Raw genomic sequence first — 18,681 nt, 5'->3', positions numbered from 1 at the left:
TTTGATTTATTTAACTAAGTTATTGCATTTTTTGATTTAATGTAGTAAAAAAATTAATTTTGGAGTTTTAGAAATGAAAATGTGAGTTAGTGTGGATGAGCCTGGCAAAGATTATTGTCAAGAGTTTATATATTCTATTAATAAAAAAACCGGATTAGAAAAAAAAATTTGAGCGTCTAAATCTGCAGTTGATTCTGTTAGAACTGATTTAGTTGGTGATAATTGACTTTGTTTTGATTTTGTTGAACATAATTGTTTAAAAAAATAAATTAATTAGAAAATTAAGGAGAAAAGAAAGATGAGTATATTTGGATTAGTGTTTTTTACGATTTTAACATTATTACTAGCATATTATATTGCTGTTAATATTTATCGGTTTTTTAAAGATAAAAAGAAATATGGTAGTGAAGCAAAACAGCTACCCAAAGATTTTACTTATTCACAGCGAATATTCATTGCAAAGTTTAAGCGAAATTTATTAGAACAAGATGAAAAAGAAATTAAAAAGTAGGTTTAGAAAATGTTTAAAAAAATAATTATTGAGTTAATTGAATTAATTTATCCAACTGCCGATTTACCACCCCAAGTTGTATTTTTGTTTTCAATTTTAATAATTGTAATGTTGTTTTCAGCCATTATTTTTCTACTCTTTTGACCTTTTAAGCGGTAATTATTATGTTTTTAGTTGCTTGAAAAGATTTAGATTGAGAAATGATAAAATCATATTTTTGAGATTTATTTATTCAAATTAAAGTTATTCCGGCGTGAGTTTCTGGTAAAGAAATTGATTTAACCAAAGAACTACTTTGACTTTTAATAGCCAATATTGCCTTTTGAATGGTATTAGTATTCATTATCTTATTTATGGTTATTTTATTTTATAAGGTTAAATCATATTTTGTTTAGAAAGGGGGTGATTATATGATTGGAACTTTCTTGGCCGATGCACCAGCAAAAATTACTGGTGAACAAGCGGTTACTAACTTATGAAAAGCATTAATTACAGCGTTCGGTAATATTTGAACTGATATTATTGGTGGTAATATGCCAAATGTTGTTAATTTCTTTGCTACATATTGAGTTTTCTTGCTTGGGGTGATTATTGGTTTATTTTTAATTGCTTTCAAAATGTTTGAAAAATTAATGCCCGGCAGATAGTAATAAAAATAAAGAAAGTGTGATTTAAGTGATGCTATTGTTTAAAAAAATAAATTTAAGATTATATGATTTTGTCGCTTTAAATCGCACTTTCTTTATTATTGCGTGATTTTATGGTGCGATTTTGCATTATTATAATCCTCAAAGTTGACGAATATTATTTGATATTATTTATTTATTAATTGCTTTGTATATTCTATATACTAAAATTTCTCATTTCTTTGCTCGTCGTAGTTTTATTAATTTCTTATTAAATTCACCTTTAAATTTAGTAATTGGTGCCTTAGGAACTGGCAAAACTGCTTTAATGGTTTTAGCTTCTTACTTATTAAGTGGTTGAAAAACGATTTCTACTTTTCCGATTACGGATAAACAAATGCTTTCATTAGGGCATATGTCTTTATTAGATTATAATTATCCGATATTAGAAGAAAAGCATTTACTGTTATGAGATGAAACCAACTTATTTTTAGAAGGAACTGACTATAAAGAAAATGATAGAGTAACTCAAGGTTTACAAGAATATTTCGCTTCGGCTCGACAATTTACCCATATTGTATTAGCAAGCGGACAACGAGCCGAACATATATGAGTTAAAGTTCGTGATATTGCGAATTCAATAATTGTTGGCATTAGAAAAAAACCAGTTAGTATCTCTCGTCCTTATTTACAAGTTATTTACGGCACTTTTAAATCGGTAAGCGAATACGAGCAATGACGATTAACGCTAATTAATGCTAAAAATGATAAAAAAGGTCGCAAAATCAAGTATCGTAGCATTCCGGAATTAGACATTTATTTCTTTAAATTGAAAATTCCGATGTCAATTTTAAACCTTTATGATAATAAATATTTATCATTCTTGCGTGAATTAAGTAATCGTGCTTTGAATGATAATTATCAGCATAAATTTTGAAATGATAATGTGATGGATATTGAAGCGTTAGAATATTTAAAAATGGAAAAATTTAGTAAGATACTTACTAAGTTAAAAAATAATCTGAAGAAGAAAAATAAGTAAAGGAGTTTAAAAAATGGAAAACTTAGAAAAAATGGCTAGTTTGATTGGTGATATGTTTTATAAAGTTTTTGATTTAATTTGAACTTTAACCATTCCTGGAACAGATATTCGCATTATTATTTTTCCGCTAATTATGCTTGTGATAAATCTTGTAATTGGTGGCATTTTAGGTATTCATATTGAACGACCAAAAGTTGGTTTTCGTAAAAAATATCAAAAATCAGTTGCTAATTGAGGAGCTAAGAAAAAATCATCTAGTGGTTCAATTAAGAAGTTTAGTGGTAATAGCCCTAAAAATAGACCATGAGTTAACCAGCACGGACGGCGAATAAAAAGGTAGGTTTAGAAAATGTTTAAATTAATAATATTATTTATTCTTGTTGCTGTTTTTTCTATTTTTGCTTTAAACGACTTTTTAGGTTTATGAGCCTATGTGCGTGAGGGTTTAGAATATTTTAATAAAGTTCTATCAAATAATATTAAAATTTTAGATTTGTTTAAACCAATGATTAGGTTATTTTCTCAACATCCGATTTTCCAAATTTTAGGAACGATTTGCATTTTATCAACAATATATTTAATTTTAAGGAGTTAAAAAATGAAAAAGTTAAAGAAAATATTAGGTATTAAATGATTTAAAAGTGTTTTAGGTTTTATACATTTTTTTATTATACTTCATAGCTTTATCGTTATAATTTGAGTGTTTTTAACAAGAATTAGAACTAACACAGATGAGTTTTTTAAAGATTTTATATTGTTTGATTTTCAAAATGTATTTCTTAAAGTGTATTTTTGATTATTAATCGTTTATTTGTTAATAACTGCTATTAAGTTATTTATTAGGGGTTATTACTTTAATAAAGTTTTTAGAAAGCATCAAATGCAAGTTGCTAATTGTGAATGTCCGCAACATCAACATTATAAATTTTCTGATGCTGTTAAAGCAATAAAAAAGAGTTTTAAGGCGTGATGAGATGGATAAGATTATTTCTTGATTTATTATAATGTTTATTGGTTTGGTACCGCTAGGGGCGTTCTTTGATACAAAACAATCACTAAAACCTAATATGGAACAATTCTTTATGAAACGAGAAAAACGAGCTTCAAACTCCAGTCAATGTGGCAATAGTTGTGAATTACAATTTTCTAGTTTATTAAACATTACTCTTGTTCTTGATTCTGGTGTTTATTTTGATTTATCTAAATTTGATATTGAATTACCTAACGATGTTAAAAATCAAAATAAAAATTATCCTAATCGTTTACCTTTTTTTATGGATAGTCAAGCTTTTCTGCCTATAAAAGATTTTTTTCAAAAATATGGAACCTTTCAATCTATTGGTAGTAAAAAAATTTATACTATTCCAAAAGTAGTTGATATTGTGATTAAATTAAGAAATTTAAGTCCTTATTCCTTAATCTTTTTCTCGGCGGAAATTCCTTTGCCTGAAAAAGATAACGAACAACTATTACCAACCGAAATTACTAAAAATGATGGCGAATATCAGTATAATCAGTTTCAAGATAAACTTGATTATTTAATGATACAACGCCGAGATTTTGATAAATTTAATTATAGTTATTTATATTGAGTTCCCATTTTTAATTTCTTTGATGATAATTTTAAATATATGAGTGAAATGTCAATTGCATTAAATGGTTTTAAACAAAATAGTAAATTTACTTTAATTCGTAGTTTTGAACCTGAAAACTCATTATATTTTTTTGATATCTTAGAATTTTCTAGTTTTAATGATATGTTTAGAATTGAAATTGTTTTAGGAATGGTTACTTTTTATTTAAATGATGAACAATTGATTAAATTTAGATGATTAGATGGTTGAACTAAAGATTTTATTAATACCTTTTTTGGACAAATTAATTATTATGGTAATACTTTCGATTTTTTACGCTATGATGACAAATTAAAATCAGATTTTAAAGATTTTATGCTTTATTATCAAAAAAATTTAACTATTGATTTTATTAATGGTTTATTTAATAAAATTTATAAAGTTTTAGGTGACTTTTTTGTACAATTTTTTTATGCCAGTTTTGACATGGATGATTCTACTTATGTAGAATTAGATTACAAAGGGATGAAACAAATTCCTAAAAATGTTTTACAAATGGGCTTTTTCTATCGTTCCTTAATTACCTTTTATCCCAAACAGTATTTAATTAACTTTGGTTCCACAATCGAAAATAGTAAGAATATGATTTTTCGTTCCTATTTTTTTGTTAAAGATAAACAAACCGCCAATGGTTTTAATGCTGGTAAAAGTTCTTACCAAATAGATTTTAATGTGTTAAAAGCATATGATAACCAATTATGAAATGCTACTAGTAATACACTGCATTTTTATAATGCCAAAGTTGATGTAATGTATGGGATTAATATTTTTACACTGACCTTCCCGCTGTATAAAAAGAAAAATGAAAGCACTGAATATCATTATTCTTTATACGATTTTAACATTTTGAATTCAACAGCTTTTATTGGTGGCGGAATAAGTGGAAACATGAATGATTTAATTCCGACGCCCAACTGTTCTTATTGAGGTTTATTTAGTGCAATATCTTGTGGTATTCAGCACGCTTCTGTTAGTGTGTTAAATTGATTGCTTGGTCTCTCTGGAATCAATCTTTTAATTCGCCCCATTGCCGATATTGCTAAAACAACGATTAACTTTACCGAAACTGCCTTTCCGGTATTTGAAGCTATTCCAGCATTTCAGATGTTATTTGAATTTGTAGTGCCATTAGCAATCTTATTAATGATATTAAAAAAGTTCTCTTAAATATTTTCAATATTTTTTATAATAGATTTGGTACACATAACTATAACATTTTTATGCCCACCAAACTATAAAACTCATTTTCATTTTTGTATTTATCTAACATTTGTACCTCAGTAAGAAAATAATATTATCAAAATAGTAGATAAAATTAAAGTTTATGTACCAAGTATAATATAATTCCTTTGAAGGGAGGGTTTTTCTTTATGCGAAAATTTTTATCAGCTTTAAATTTAATATGTATAATGTTTATTTCTGGATGTAATAAAGCAGATGTTTCTAAATCAAAAAAAGATAATATTTGCAATAACAGTTGTGAGTTGAAATTTTCTAGTTTATTAAACATTACTCTTGTTCTTGATTCTGGTGTTTATTTTGATTTATCTAAATTTGATATTGAATTACCTAACGATGTTAAAAATCAAAATAAAAATTATCCTAATCGTTTACCTTTTTTTATGGATAGTCAAGCTTTTCTACCTATAAAAGATTTTTTTCAAAAATATGGAACCTTTCAATCTATTGGTAGTAAAAAAATTTATACTATTCCAAAAGTAGTTGATATTGTGATTAAATTAAGAAATTTAAGTCCTTATTCCTTAATCTTTTTCTCTGCCAAAATGCCTAATAAAAAAATTAGTAATTAAATAAATATTATTGAAAATCGTATTTTTTGTAATGCGATTTTCTTAATTTAAGGAGTTTAAAAATGAAATATATTATTTCCCAAGCTGATTTAGCAGATTTAAAAGCAAAAATCCAAAGTTGATTAAGTGCTAATTGTCGTAATCCTTATTACTATAAAACTAAAAAACGCATTACTGCCTATTTAAATTTATGTACTTATTTTTATATTGAAGAAACTACTTTAACAAAACTTGTTAAAAAATATTTTAAGAATGCAACGAAAACCTTTTATCGTTGGGCAGAAAAAATTATGACCGCTTATTATTCTGACAATTTAGATTTGTTATTGTTTAAAACTACAAAACCACAAAATCTTAATTATCAATATAGTTTAAATTCTCGTAAAAAAGTATGTGATTTATATTTTGATTACAAAAATATCAAAGCCGGTGGAATATGGTCTTTATTTAACAATTTAAAAATTGGTTTCCATGATGTTAAAAATTCAGAAATTCCTAAAAATATTAAAACTTTTTATCGTTGAATTAAATCTGACCCTCGTTGAAAAGAATTAAAACAACAAATTAAACAAACAAAACGCCATTTTAAGCGTTATGAAGTTTCCGAGATTGGTCTTTTACAAATGGATGCCAAAATCATTACTACATCAAATTTTCCGGTTGATAAAAAATATTATATTTATGATTTCATTGACGAAATGACACGCATAGTATTTGGTTATATTTATGATAGTTTAGGAACCAATAATGCCATTAACGCCGCGCAAAGAGCAATAAAAGATTTTAGTGAGCTTGGCATAACAATTAAACGCCTTCGTACTGATAATGCTCCGGAATTTACTACCACTAACTGAAGTAATAAAAAATCATACAAAGTAAAAGAAAGGCCTTTTACAACCTTTCTTTCAAGAAACGGAATTGTTCACGAAACCACACCAATCCGTTCTCCTCAGAGCAACGGAAAGATTGAACGATTCCATCAACATTATACCAAATTATTTTATTCTAAGGATAAAAAATTAAATCAAAACGAACTTCAACATTATTTAAACAAATATTATTACTTTTATAATTTTGAACGCCCTCATTCATCTTTAAACACTAAAACCCCATTTCAAACGTTACAAAAATTTATAAAAAATAATTTATAAATTATTTTTGGTGTTAAACTAATTGTTACTAAACAACATCACTATTTTTAACAATAAAAAAGAAATATCAAGGTATTTAGCTTGATATTTCTTACTGATAATATTATCACATAGATTTATTGTTGTTTCTATATTATTTTAAGCTGCAACTATATTGCAGATGGAATTTAAAATTCATTGAAGATCGGCAGCAATTCCAAGAATTATACTATCACTTAACCTACTACCAACAGTTGAAATTAAATTCGTAACTGGAGCTGTTATGCTGGTAACCTTGGCACATGCATCGGCACCCATTTTTAAATTAGTCATAAAACTACTTTCAACTTTAATTTCGGTGTTTAAAGATTTTATAATTTCATTTAATATTTCTACTTGGGCATTTAATTCATTTATTCGTTTGGTTTGTCAAATATTGATATCAGTATTATTAGAAGAAATTTCAGATCTAGATAGTCTTGCTCTTGAATTTTCAACATCTGTTTTCCAAACATTAAAATTTGTTTTTCAATTTTCAAAATCTATTTGATTTACTTGTCTTTTAACACGCATTAAAACTATTTCACTATTATTTTCTAATATTTGTTTTGTTTTTTCTGGATTTGGGGCGTTTCCGACAAGTCCCGCCATTCCACTTCCTGTTATTGTTATTGTTGCTAAAATTCCTAGTAATTTTTTCATTTAAATTAACCTTTTTCTTAGATTTTTACTAACTAATTTAATAAATTTTGTTTATAATTAACAACTTTTTTAATTAACAAAAGCTCCATAATCTCCTCCCCAGTTAGAACTTCATGGATAAGCTCAGTAACCATCCCTATCAGTGATTATTAATAATCCGCGACTGTCATCATCTTTAGCGTTAAAAACATCATTGATTCTATCAAAATGATTGATGATAGTATTAAACATAATATTCATATCTGAATCAACAATATAATTAGTTCCGGAAGAAACACTTTTTTCAAAACCATTTAGTATAGAAATTATTGAATTTCTAAATTCACTTACACTTTGATTTTTATTTAAAAATTGAATATTTACCCAAGTAGTATGACTAATTTTTATTTTTAGTAAGTTAGGAAAAGATGCTGTTTTTATTCTTTCTAATTTGTTATCATTTGCTCTTTTAACACGAATTAATTTTTGTAAATTATTATTTTCTTTAATTTTTCCTGGAGCGGGCATATTACCAACAATTCCTGCCATTCCGCTTCCTGCAATTGATATTGTTCCTAAAATTCCTATTATTTTTTTCATATTAATTGATTTCCTTTTCGTGAATTTTTACTAATTAATAAAATTTACCAAATAATTAACAACCCTTCTCCAAATTTTAATCTATATTCTTTTTACCTTGGAATCTAATTATAAACTATTTTTAAAAATTTTCTGCATTATTTTATAATTGGTCGCGTTTAGTTTTCTTAGGTATTTTAAGGGGTCGCGTTTAGTTTTCTTAGGTATTTTTTAAGGACGCATAAAGTTTTGTTAGGTAGGAAAATGTTTAAATAATTTTGAAAGAAAAGCAACTAAAAATTTATTACCTTTTTACTTGAAAAATAAGTAATAAAACAAAATATTTAATATTAACAAACATATTCTTAATAAAAGGTTATAAAAACTAAGTAAAATGCTTATAAAAACAACATTAAAATAATTTTTTACAACAAAAATCATACATAAGAAATATATACTTAATTTGAATATCGAAATAGTTTATAGTAAATGATTATTTTTTCTTTTTTTAAAAATACCTAAGAAAACTAAACGCGACCTTTTTTAAAAAACTGCTTGTGCTTGTCATAAGTCTGTGGTATATTACAAATTTTTATTTTTAGTAAGTTAGGAAAAGATGCTGTTTTTATTCTTTCTAATTTGTTATCATTTGCTCTTTTAACACGAATTAATTTTTGTAAATTATTATTTTCTTTAATTTTTCCTGGAGCGGGCATATTACCAACAATTCCTGCCATTCCGCTTCCTGCAATTGATATTGTTCCTAAAATTCCTATTATTTTTTTCATATTAATTGATTTCCTTTTCGTGAATTTTTACTAATTAATAAAATTTACCAAATAATTAACAACCCTTCTCCAAATTTTAATCTATATTCTTTTTACCTTGGAATCTAATTATAAACTATTTTTAAAAATTTTCTGCATTATTTTATAATTGGTCGCGTTTAGTTTTCTTAGGTATTTTAAGGGGTCGCGTTTAGTTTTCTTAGGTATTTTTTAAGGACGCATAAAGTTTTGTTAGGTAGGAAAATGTTTAAATAATTTTGAAAGAAAAGCAACTAAAAATTTATTACCTTTTTACTTGAAAAATAAGTAATAAAACAAAATATTTAATATTAACAAACATATTCTTAATAAAAGGTTATAAAAACTAAGTAAAATGCTTATAAAAACAACATTAAAATAATTTTTTACAACAAAAATCATACATAAGAAATATATACTTAATTTGAATATCGAAATAGTTTATAGTAAATGATTATTTTTTCTTTTTTTAAAAATACCTAAGAAAACTAAACGCGACCTTTTTTAAAAAACTGCTTGTGCTTGTCATAAGTCTGTGGTATATTACAAATATAGTTGTTAGTCTATTGATAATTGTGGTGATTTTGTGTTATAATGTTAAAGTAATTTGTAATGCGGGTTTGGCGGAATTGGCAGACGCACCAGACTTAGGATCTGGCGTTTTACGACGTGGGGGTTCAAGTCCCTTAACCCGCACCATTTACTATAAAATGTGCACTTAATAGTGCATTATTTTTTTAATTGCTGAATTATACTTGTAAGTGCAAGTAAATAAAATTGCAAAAGATTTCATATAAAAATTTCATGATGCTAAGTTTATTTTAGAAAAAGTAAATTTAAGGAATTTTTATATGGGATACAAACATCTTGGCATAAATGAAAGAATTTATATTGAGAATCAATTGAAATTTAAAGTAAAAATTAGTGAAATAGCTAAAAATCTTAATCGAAGTATTAGTACTATTAATCGAGAAGTTAATAGAAATAAAGATAATAATCATTATTTTTCATTAATTGCACAAAATAAAGCAGAAAATAGAAAACAATTACATGTTTATTTTCATAAATTTAAAAATAGAGAATTAGTAAAATATGTACAACAAAAATTATTATTAGGTTGATCGCCTGAACAAATTTATGGCAGAATTAAAAATTTTCATCAAGAATGAATTATTAGTTTTAAAACAATTTACAATTGAATTTATTCTGGATTACTTGAAAAGGTTACTAGTAAAAATTTAAGAAGAAAAGGTAAGAAACGAAAATCTCAAGAAAATCGGGGTAAATTTAATGGTAAATCCATTAAAGAACGAAATATTAATCATCGCATAACTCTTGGCCATTGAGAAGGTGATACTGTAGTATCATCACAAGGTAAAAGTAAATCATGTTTAATAACTTTAGTTGAAAGAACATCAAGATTTACTTTAGCAATATTAGTTGAAAATAGAACTACTAAAGTTATTAACAAAAATATTAGTCATTATTTATCAATTCTTCCAAATAATCTTGTTAAGACTATAACATTTGATAGGGGTAAAGAATTTGCTAATTGACAACAACTTGAAAAAAATTTAAATGTGAAAATTTATTTTGCTGATGCATATTCACCTTGACAAAGAGGTACTAATGAAAATACTAATGGTTTAATTAGAGAAAAATTTCCTAAAAAATTTAATTTTTCAAACACTACTAAAAATGCAGTTCATAAATTTATATTGTCTTTAAACCAAAGACCAAGAAAAATACTAAATTATCTTTCGCCAATCGAATATTTGGTTAGAAAAATAATTTAGTTGCACTTAACTTTACAATTTGGCAATTAATTAGTATTATTTTAATAAATAGATATTTAAAAAATGAAAAAGGTGGGTTTAATGAAAATAAAAATAATTTTTATTGATATTGATGGGACTTTGTTTAATGATAATCATTGTCTAACTGAATTTAATAAGGAAATGTGTATTACAGCTCAAAAGCAAGGTGTTATTGTTGTTATTAATACAGGAAGAATTACTACTAATGCTATTAGTATTGCTAAACAAATTAATGCTCATAAATTTAAAAGTTTTGTTGTTGCTAATAATGGTGTTCATATTTATTCATTTAAAGATAAAAAATTAATTTTTAATGGAAATATTAATTATGATGTTGCTAAAGCGGTTTATCGTTGAGTTGATAATAAAGGTTTTAAATGTCAATTGTATACTGAAGATGGTTCTTTTGTTAATCGCCTTGGAGAAAATTCTAATTATTGAGCTGATGTTATGCAAGCAAAATATACAGTATTGAATGACATTGATGATTTAAATAGTGATATTGCTCGGATTATTATTATTGCTAAAACTATTACTAGTCAAGTTGCTTCTCAGGAATTAATTAATGAATTTAATGAAAAATTTTCGCATTTAGATATTAAAGAATATCATCCAGGAATATATGAAATAACATTGCCAAAAATGAGTAAAGGTTATGGGGTTACATATATTTGTGATTTATTAGGAATTAGTACTAGTGAAGCAATGGCGTTTGGTGATTCATATAATGATCAATGATTAATGCAAGCAGTGGGTCATCCAGTAGCAATGGATAATTCAGTTGAGATTATTAAAGAATTATCTAATTATATTTGTCAAAGTAATAATGAAAATGGTGTTGGTAATATGATTCGTAAACACATTTTGAAGTAAAAATATTATTATTTTAATTATGTTAAAATAATAAAGAATGAAAGGAGAATTTAAAATGGTTATTAAAACAGATATAAGTAAGTTTGATGAAGCTATTAAAACTGGTAAAGTTATTATTGATTTTTATGCGGATTGATGTGGACCTTGTAAAATGTTAGCACCAATTTTTGAACAATTATCTGATGAAATGAAAGAAGTTTTTTTTGTTAAAGTTGATATTGATGAATCACAAGAATTGGCACAAAGATTTAATATCAGTTCAATTCCGACATTATTAATTTTTGATGATGGTCAATTAAAAAGAACTTTAAATGGTTATAAGTCCAAAGAAGAATTAAAAACGGCTTTAAGTTAAAATTAGTAATTTTTTTCTTGCCAAATTTAATTTTTTATATTATTCTTAAACTATAATTTCATAAGAAGGGAAGTTTAAAAATGAAAAAACCATCAATTAAAGACAAAGTAGCTGATTTTATCGTCGAAGAGTATAAAAAATATGGGATTACAAAAAGCAAAGCTAACGATATTTTTGATAGTATTATTAATATTTTAACCGAAGAAATTCAGAGTGCTGAGAGAACACCTATTTCAGGTTTTGGTATTTTTAAAACTAAAGAAAGAAAAGCTCGGGAAGGAAGAAATCCGCAAACAGGAGAAAAAATCGCTATTCCTGCGAGAACTGTTGTCAGTTTTAGTCCTTCAACAACTTTAAAAGAAAAAGTTAATACAAATAGTTAATAATTATTAAAAATATTTGAAAAATTACAGTAATTACTGTAATTTTTTTATTTAACTTTATCGTTTAGTAAATAATAAAAAATTAAAATATTTTACTATTTTTATTGTAATTATGCTAGAAAATAGTAATATTAGTTTATTAAAAATGTGCTTAGTTTTTGCCAAATTGTAAAGTTAAGTGCAACTAAATTATTTTTCTAACCAAATATTCGATTGGCGAAAGATAATTTAGTATTTTTCTTGGTCTTTGGTTTAAAGACAATATAAATTTATGAACTACATTTTTATTAGTGTTTGAAAAATTAAATTTTTTAGGAAATTTTTCTCTAATTAAACCATTAGTATTTTCATTAGTACCTCTTTGTCAAGGTGAATATGCATCAGCAAAATAAATTTTCACATTTAAATTTTTTTCAAGTTGTTGTCAATTAGCAAATTCTTTACCCCTATCAAATGTTATAGTCTTAACAAGATTATTTGGAAGAATTGATAAATAATGACTAATATTTTTGTTAATAACTTTAGTAGTTCTATTTTCAACTAATATTGCTAAAGTAAATCTTGATGTTCTTTCAACTAAAGTTATTAAACATGATTTACTTTTACCTCGTGATGATACTACAGTATCACCTTCTCAATGGCCAAGAGTTATGCGATTATTAACATTTCGTTCTTTAATGGATTTACCATTAAATTTACCCCGATTTTCTTGAGATTTTCGTTTCTTACCTTTTCTTCTTAAATTTTTACTAGTAACCTTTTCAAGTAATCCAGAATAAATTCAATTGTAAATTGTTTTAAAACTAATAATTCATTCTTGATGAAAATTTTTAATTCTGCCATAAATTTGTTCAGGCGATCAACCTAATAATAATTTTTGTTGTACATATTTTACTAATTCTCTATTTTTAAATTTATGAAAATAAACATGTAATTGTTTTCTATTTTCTGCTTTATTTTGTGCAATTAATGAAAAATAATGATTATTATCTTTATTTCTATTAACTTCTCGATTAATAGTACTAATACTTCGATTAAGATTTTTAGCTATTTCACTAATTTTTACTTTAAATTTCAATTGATTCTCAATATAAATTCTTTCATCTATGCCAAGATGTTTGTATCCCATATAAAAACTCCTTAAATTTACTTTTTCTAAAATAAACTTAGCATCATGAAATTTTTATATGAAATCTTTTGCAATTTTATTTACTTGCACTTACAAGTATAATTCAGCATTTTGAAAAACATTTAGAAAATCCGATTGATGGCAGTGCCTTAAATACGGGACAAACACATAGTGATGCCTTAGATTTTCTTATTGATAAATTATCAAACTTTGATAATTTTGTTGAAATAACATTAACTAATTTATCAGTTGATGGTAGTAAAAAATTAACTGTGAATTCTAAAATTAATATAACTATTAAGTCAAATGATGTTAAACGCAATAAAGAAGTTACAATTAATAATATTAAATTATCGCATCACGACCGTTTAAGTATTGTTAGTACGCAGTTAAAAGAAACAATTATTGATGGTGCTTCATTAAATTCAAATCAAACTTATAATGATGCTTTACAATTAATAGCTAATAAAGTTAAAACTTTGGATATTGATGCTACTGTAACATTAGTAAAAGAATCTTTAAATACGAAATTAGTTGGTAATGAAAATTTAATTAAGGTTATTGTTACGATTGGTGATCAATATGAAACTATTGAAGTTAAAGTTAATAATGTTGCTTTATCAGATGAAGATCGGATTCAAAAAATTATTAAAGAAGTTCTTAATAATCCAATTGATGGGTCATCATTAAATACTGATAATAACATGGCAAAAGCATTAACATTAGTAACAACAAAAATAAAAGCAATTGATAAAGATATTAAAGTTTCATTAGCAAAACCAGAAAATGGTACTACAAAATTAATAGAAAATAATAATTTATTTAATGTTATTCTTCAACTAAATAAAATTAAAGAAACAATAGGGATTAGTATTAATAATGTTAAATTATCAGCGAGTGATCGTTTAAAAGCATTAAAAATTGAATTACAAAATAAAGTTATTGATGGTAATATTTTAACTACTGACAATACGGTTCACGATGCTTTTGATAAGTTAATTAAACCAGAAATTGAAAGAATTGTTAAACAAGCAACGATTACTTTAGTGGATAATGGTAAAGTTAAACTTAATAGTAATGAAAATCTTATTAAAGTTAAAGTTGAATTAGAAGGTAAAACAGAAGAAATTTCTTTTAAAGTAGTTGCTGTTAATTTATCTAATAAGGATTGTGTTGAAAATTTAGTTACTAAGATTAAAGATAAGAAATTTGATGGTTCTTCATTTGATACTAGCAAAACTAATAAAGATTTATTAGAATTTATTAAATTAGAAATTGCTTTACTTGATGATAAAATATCAGTTGTTCTTAAAGATCCAAATATTATTGCCAATAAAATAGTTAGTCCTGAAAATAGATTGGTTTTATTAGTAAAATTAGGAGAAGTAACTAGAGAAGTTGCTATTAAAGTAGATAATGTTAAATTGTCATCCGCTGATCGCTTAGAAAATATTTTTAATAAATTTAATAATAAAGAAATTGATAGGTCATCATTAACTAGTGATAATACATTTACTGAAACTTTACCCCTTATTAGTGATGAAATAAAAGCAGAAGATAAAGATATTATTATTAAATTAGTAGAAAATGGTTCTTTAGATATTAATGAGAATATTATTAAATATATTCTTCAAATTGGTAATGAAACAAAAGAAATTAGTTTTAAAATTATTAATGTTAAGTTATCAAATGAAGAAGTTATTAACAATTTAGAGCAATGACTTTTAGAAAAGGAATTTGATGGTATTGGATTAACAACATCAAATCATATTAGTGATGCATTGCCAAAAATTATTACTGAAATTCAGAAACAATATCCAGTTGCAACAATTTCATTGGATGATATTGAAGATGCTAAGGAAAAACTAACTGATGATTATAGTATTATTCGGATTAAAGTTAATGTTGGTGATTTAACAGTTGATATTCCAGTTAAAATTATTAATATTGAATTATCTGATGTTGATCGTTTAGAAAAAATAAAACTTATTATGGAAGATAAGAAAATTGATGGGTCATCATTAACTACTGATAATAAAGTTAAGGATACTTTAAGTTTAATTAAACAAGAAATTGAGAAATATGATCAAAATGTTACTATAACTATTAGTGATAATAATATTTTAGATAATAATTTAGTTATTGATGAAAATAAAATTGTTGTAACCATTAAGTCAGGTAAAAAAGTTCAAAAAATTATTGTAGCAGTTACTGGTGTTGTTATATCTGATGCTGATAAAGTAAAAGAATTTATTAGTAAGATAACTACTAATACGATTGATGGGTCATCATTGACTACTGCAGATACTGTTAAAAATGCTTTAGATTTAATTAAGGAAAAATATCCTGATAGTGGTGTAATATTTTTATTACCAGATAATATTAACCCTAATAGTAAGTTAAAAGAAACTAATGATATTCGTGTTGTTATTAAATCGGGTGATAAGAGTGCAGAAACTAATTTTATTGTTAAAAATGTTAAATTAACTGATAGTGATCGCTTAGATAAAATTATTAATGCGTTTGATAATAAAGAAATTGATGGTTCGAAATTGACAACTAATGATACCATTGAAAAAATTGCTAATCAAATAAAAGATCAAATTAGTCAATTTGATAAAAATGCCCAAGTAGAATTTATAGGTGATCCGATTTCAAAATTAAAACCTGATGATAATTCTTTAACATTTAAGATAAAAATTAATAATGAAGAAAAAGAAGTGACAGTTAAAGTAACTGGCGTTATTAAATCTACGGAAGATAAAATTAATGAAATTATTAATGCTTTTAAAGATAAAAAAATTGATGGGTCATCGTTAACTACTGCTAATAAAGTTAATGATAGTTTAAGTTTAATATTAGCAAAAATTAGAGAAAACAATCCTAAAGCGATTGCTAAAATTACTAATATTAATGTTGCTACTAGTAAATTAAAAGAAAATGAGAACTCATTTAAGATTACTATTATTTTAGATGGTGTTGAAAAAGAGATTGAAGTAACAGTTGAAAAAGTAAAATTATCACCAGTTGATTTGATTGATAAAGCCATTGATAAATTTAAAGAAGAAAAAATTGATGGTTCTGGATTTACGACTGATCAAACTTATGAAGAAGCATTAAAAATTGTTCAGGAACAATTAGATAAGATTGCCCCGGGAACAACTGTTGAATTATTAGATAAAAATGAAAAAGATAAGAAATTAACTAAAGATGATAATGAAATTAAAGTGCTTATTAAAACTGATAATGATGCGAAACCAACAGTAATTACAATTACAAAAATTACTGTTAGTGATAAAGATATTATTAAAAAAATTAAAGAACAAATTGAAAAAGATAAAGATATGTTAATTATTGATGCAACTACTAATGAAACGATTGGTGATGTTATTAATAGATTAAAACAAATTGCTAATGAAACTGATAAGAATGTAAAAATTGTTACTGATATGGACTTAAATCAAAAATTAGATGCTAAAGATAATAAGATTTCCTTTAAAATTGTTTCTGGTAAGGAGTCAGAAGGAGTTATTATTGATTTGGGTGGTGTTAAAATATCTAATGAGGATATTTTAAAACAAGTTCAAGATAAATTAAAGCAAATGGACGGTTCATCATTAACTAGTGGTGATAGTAAGGAAAAAACTATTGTGTTAGTTAAGAAATTATTAAAAGATTTAATTAAAGAATATGGTATTGGGATTAAATTATTATATCCAAAAACTGATGCCAATAAAAAATTAACTGTTAATAAAGATACTGTTGATTACGAAGTTACTATTAATGGTGAAAAATATCAAGTTAGAGGACAATTAATTAATATTAAAGTTGACCCTAATGATTAAGCGTTTAAATGATTTAGCAAAAGAAATTAATAATATGGAAGTAGATTTAGGACTGCTATGTATAAGACCTAAAGATGTATTAGTTAAACAAATAATTAGGCAATTAGAAGAAAGAGGATTTACTAACTTAAATGATGTTACGATTGAATCATTAGATGTTCCTAATGTCTTGAAAAAAACTTTAGATTTAGTAGGTGGGTTTTTAGGTACTAAAAAATACGCTAAGGTTCGTGTTAAAGTTACAATTGGCGGTTATGAAAAAATTGTTGTTGTAAAATATGCTGTTGTTGTTGATCCTACCTTATGTATTCTTGGTTAAAGTGCAAAACGGCAAACTAGGAGTTGAAAAATATTAGCTAAGAATTTTAATAACAGTTACTTAATTTAATGGGTACCGTTATTATTTATGTTATAATAACTTTTGTAAATAGAAAATTTAAAACGGTTTCCACAATAGTTTTTGATTTTCTACTTTCTTTTTATTTTTTTATAAGTTTAATATTTTTTTGCATTTTTATTTATTTATGTTATTATTTATAGGAACATAAATAAAAGAAAGTAGTGTTACACTCACCTGATAGCAACATATTATCGTTATGGGTAAACAGCTAATAATAATTTTAGATTTAAAATCTAAATATTTTAATGGTGAGTGTGTATTAGTACACACTTTTTCTATGTTGTTATAGGAGGTTTTCTATTTTATGAAACATAAGCCAAATACTGATTTTATTAACCAAAATATTCCTTTTCGTGAAGTTTTAGTTATTGATCAAGATGGCAATCAATTAGGTGTGATGTCACGAAATGATGCTTTAAGGACTGCTAAAGAGCAAGGACTAGATTTGTTTGTTGTTGCACCTAATGCTAATCCGCCAGTGTCGAAAATTTTAGATTATGGCAGATATAAGTATGAAGAGCAAAAAAAAGATAAAGATAATAAAAAAAAGCAACGAATTATTCAAAACAAAGAAATGCGTTTAACACCTAATATTGGTGAGCATGATTTGCAATTCAAAGCTAAGAAGGTAATAGAATTTTTAAAAAATGGTGATCGGGTTAAAATATCTTTAAAGTTTCGAGGTAGGGAATCACATCGTAAAGAGTTTGGTTATGAAACATTAATGCGGTTTTATGATTTAGTAAAAGAGTATTGTGAAATTGAAAAAACACCAAAGTTAACTGGTCAGTTTTATGATATGTATTTAATTGCTAGAAAAGATAAAGATTTAATTAAAGAAAAGGAGCAAGAAAATGCCAAAAATGAAAACAAAAAAAACATTACAGAAACGAATTAAAATTACTGGAACTGGTAAATGAAAGCGAAAGCATGCTTTTACTTCTCATTTAGCGCAAAATAAGTCAACTAAACAAAAACGACATTTAAGCAAAGAAGGAGCAGTACATAAAACTGATTACCGAAGATTAAAAAATTTACTACTTAGTTAGAAAGGAAATA

Annotated in this window: 23 protein-coding genes and 1 tRNA gene; 20 read left to right on the top strand and 4 right to left on the bottom strand. The window is 25.1% G+C overall.

The window, feature by feature from the left end:
- Window positions 1-73 precede the first annotated feature (73 nt).
- The 11 genes from AAHN02_RS00240 to AAHN02_RS00190 all read left to right on the top strand — a co-directional run bounded on the left by AAHN02_RS00240 (window position 74) and on the right by AAHN02_RS00190 (window position 6,775).
- Window positions 74-268 (top strand): hypothetical protein, encoded by a 195-nt coding sequence (locus AAHN02_RS00240; protein WP_342277768.1) that lies wholly within the window; start codon window positions 74-76, stop codon window positions 266-268.
- Window positions 269-298: 30 nt separating this feature from the next.
- On the top strand, window positions 299-511 hold the full coding sequence (locus tag AAHN02_RS00235; protein ID WP_215825617.1) for a hypothetical protein: 213 nt from the start codon (window positions 299-301) through the stop codon (window positions 509-511).
- A gap of 164 nt (window positions 512-675) precedes the next feature.
- Window positions 676-906, top strand: a complete 231-nt coding sequence (locus tag AAHN02_RS00230) for a hypothetical protein (RefSeq protein ID WP_338967749.1) — start codon at window positions 676-678, stop codon at window positions 904-906.
- Between the two features lie 15 nt (window positions 907-921).
- Window positions 922-1,158: a hypothetical protein gene (locus AAHN02_RS00225; protein ID WP_338967750.1), complete on the top strand. Its 237-nt coding sequence runs from the start codon at window positions 922-924 to the stop codon at window positions 1,156-1,158.
- 31 nt (window positions 1,159-1,189) lie between these two features.
- The gene (locus AAHN02_RS00220; protein WP_342277767.1) at window positions 1,190-2,179 is read left to right on the top strand and encodes a hypothetical protein; all 990 of its coding nucleotides are present in this window, start codon (window positions 1,190-1,192) and stop codon (window positions 2,177-2,179) included.
- A 13-nt stretch (window positions 2,180-2,192) separates the two neighbouring features.
- Entirely contained in the window at window positions 2,193-2,519 is a 327-nt protein-coding gene (locus AAHN02_RS00215) for a hypothetical protein (protein WP_338967752.1), read from the top strand.
- 9 nt (window positions 2,520-2,528) lie between these two features.
- The gene (locus tag AAHN02_RS00210; protein ID WP_338967003.1) at window positions 2,529-2,774 is read left to right on the top strand and encodes a hypothetical protein; all 246 of its coding nucleotides are present in this window, start codon (window positions 2,529-2,531) and stop codon (window positions 2,772-2,774) included.
- A gap of 105 nt (window positions 2,775-2,879) precedes the next feature.
- A complete protein-coding gene (locus AAHN02_RS00205) occupies window positions 2,880-3,161 on the top strand; it encodes a hypothetical protein (protein ID WP_342277587.1) in 282 nt (93 codons plus the stop codon).
- Window positions 3,154-4,980, top strand: coding sequence for a hypothetical protein (locus AAHN02_RS00200; RefSeq protein ID WP_342277766.1), 1,827 nt, complete (start codon window positions 3,154-3,156; stop codon window positions 4,978-4,980). Before AAHN02_RS00205 ends, AAHN02_RS00200 begins: the two co-directional genes overlap by 8 nt.
- A gap of 203 nt (window positions 4,981-5,183) precedes the next feature.
- Window positions 5,184-5,624 carry a hypothetical protein gene (locus AAHN02_RS00195; RefSeq protein ID WP_342277765.1) on the top strand — a complete coding sequence of 147 codons (441 nt, stop codon included), beginning with the start codon at window positions 5,184-5,186 and terminating at the stop codon, window positions 5,622-5,624.
- 62 nt (window positions 5,625-5,686) lie between these two features.
- The gene (locus AAHN02_RS00190) at window positions 5,687-6,775 is read left to right on the top strand and encodes an integrase core domain-containing protein (protein WP_342277764.1); all 1,089 of its coding nucleotides are present in this window, start codon (window positions 5,687-5,689) and stop codon (window positions 6,773-6,775) included.
- A 138-nt stretch (window positions 6,776-6,913) separates the two neighbouring features.
- On the opposite strand, the gene AAHN02_RS00185 is transcribed toward AAHN02_RS00190, so the two are convergent.
- From AAHN02_RS00185 to AAHN02_RS00175, 3 genes are all read right to left on the bottom strand, one after another.
- Window positions 6,914-7,456: a hypothetical protein gene (locus AAHN02_RS00185; RefSeq protein WP_342277763.1), complete on the bottom strand. Its 543-nt coding sequence runs from the start codon at window positions 7,454-7,456 to the stop codon at window positions 6,914-6,916.
- A 69-nt stretch (window positions 7,457-7,525) separates the two neighbouring features.
- Window positions 7,526-8,035: a hypothetical protein gene (locus AAHN02_RS00180; protein WP_342277762.1), complete on the bottom strand. Its 510-nt coding sequence runs from the start codon at window positions 8,033-8,035 to the stop codon at window positions 7,526-7,528.
- 506 nt (window positions 8,036-8,541) lie between these two features.
- On the bottom strand, window positions 8,542-8,802 hold the full coding sequence (locus AAHN02_RS00175; RefSeq protein ID WP_342277761.1) for a hypothetical protein: 261 nt from the start codon (window positions 8,800-8,802) through the stop codon (window positions 8,542-8,544).
- 632 nt (window positions 8,803-9,434) lie between these two features.
- Here AAHN02_RS00175 and AAHN02_RS00170 point away from each other — a divergent pair.
- The 5 genes from AAHN02_RS00170 (at window position 9,435) to AAHN02_RS00150 (ending at window position 12,248) form a co-directional block, all read left to right on the top strand.
- Window positions 9,435-9,519: transfer RNA gene (locus AAHN02_RS00170), tRNA-Leu, on the top strand.
- Between the two features lie 152 nt (window positions 9,520-9,671).
- Window positions 9,672-10,616, top strand: coding sequence for an IS30 family transposase (locus AAHN02_RS00165; RefSeq protein WP_342277760.1), 945 nt, complete (start codon window positions 9,672-9,674; stop codon window positions 10,614-10,616).
- Window positions 10,617-10,697: 81 nt separating this feature from the next.
- Window positions 10,698-11,510, top strand: coding sequence for a Cof-type HAD-IIB family hydrolase (locus tag AAHN02_RS00160; RefSeq protein ID WP_342277759.1), 813 nt, complete (start codon window positions 10,698-10,700; stop codon window positions 11,508-11,510).
- Window positions 11,511-11,565: 55 nt separating this feature from the next.
- The gene (gene trxA / locus AAHN02_RS00155; RefSeq protein WP_342277758.1) at window positions 11,566-11,865 is read left to right on the top strand and encodes a thioredoxin; all 300 of its coding nucleotides are present in this window, start codon (window positions 11,566-11,568) and stop codon (window positions 11,863-11,865) included.
- A gap of 80 nt (window positions 11,866-11,945) precedes the next feature.
- Window positions 11,946-12,248 (top strand): HU family DNA-binding protein, encoded by a 303-nt coding sequence (locus AAHN02_RS00150; protein ID WP_215825698.1) that lies wholly within the window; start codon window positions 11,946-11,948, stop codon window positions 12,246-12,248.
- Window positions 12,249-12,432: 184 nt separating this feature from the next.
- Here AAHN02_RS00150 and AAHN02_RS00145 read toward each other — a convergent pair whose 3' ends face one another.
- Window positions 12,433-13,377: an IS30 family transposase gene (locus AAHN02_RS00145; RefSeq protein WP_342277757.1), complete on the bottom strand. Its 945-nt coding sequence runs from the start codon at window positions 13,375-13,377 to the stop codon at window positions 12,433-12,435.
- A 68-nt stretch (window positions 13,378-13,445) separates the two neighbouring features.
- Here AAHN02_RS00145 and AAHN02_RS00140 point away from each other — a divergent pair, with 68 nt between their 5' ends.
- The 4 genes from AAHN02_RS00140 to rpmI all read left to right on the top strand — a co-directional run bounded on the left by AAHN02_RS00140 (window position 13,446) and on the right by rpmI (window position 18,671).
- The gene (locus AAHN02_RS00140) at window positions 13,446-17,222 is read left to right on the top strand and encodes a hypothetical protein (protein WP_342277756.1); all 3,777 of its coding nucleotides are present in this window, start codon (window positions 13,446-13,448) and stop codon (window positions 17,220-17,222) included.
- Window positions 17,215-17,541 carry a hypothetical protein gene (locus tag AAHN02_RS00135; RefSeq protein ID WP_342277755.1) on the top strand — a complete coding sequence of 109 codons (327 nt, stop codon included), beginning with the start codon at window positions 17,215-17,217 and terminating at the stop codon, window positions 17,539-17,541. The genes AAHN02_RS00140 and AAHN02_RS00135 overlap by 8 nt, the downstream gene beginning before the upstream one ends.
- Window positions 17,542-17,926: 385 nt before the next feature.
- On the top strand, window positions 17,927-18,520 hold the full coding sequence (gene infC / locus AAHN02_RS00130) for a translation initiation factor IF-3 (RefSeq protein ID WP_342277754.1): 594 nt from the start codon (window positions 17,927-17,929) through the stop codon (window positions 18,518-18,520).
- Entirely contained in the window at window positions 18,477-18,671 is a 195-nt protein-coding gene (gene rpmI / locus AAHN02_RS00125) for a 50S ribosomal protein L35 (protein ID WP_342277753.1), read from the top strand. Before infC ends, rpmI begins: the two co-directional genes overlap by 44 nt.
- Window positions 18,672-18,681: the final 10 nt, after the last annotated feature.

Origin of the sequence: Spiroplasma endosymbiont of Nephrotoma flavescens (assembly GCF_964030835.1) — a bacterium.
Classification (GTDB): Bacteria; Bacillota_I; Bacilli_A; order Mycoplasmatales; family Nriv7; genus Nriv7.
The sequence above is the reverse complement of the archived record's forward strand: the minus strand, read 5'-3'. Positions and strand labels throughout refer to the sequence as shown.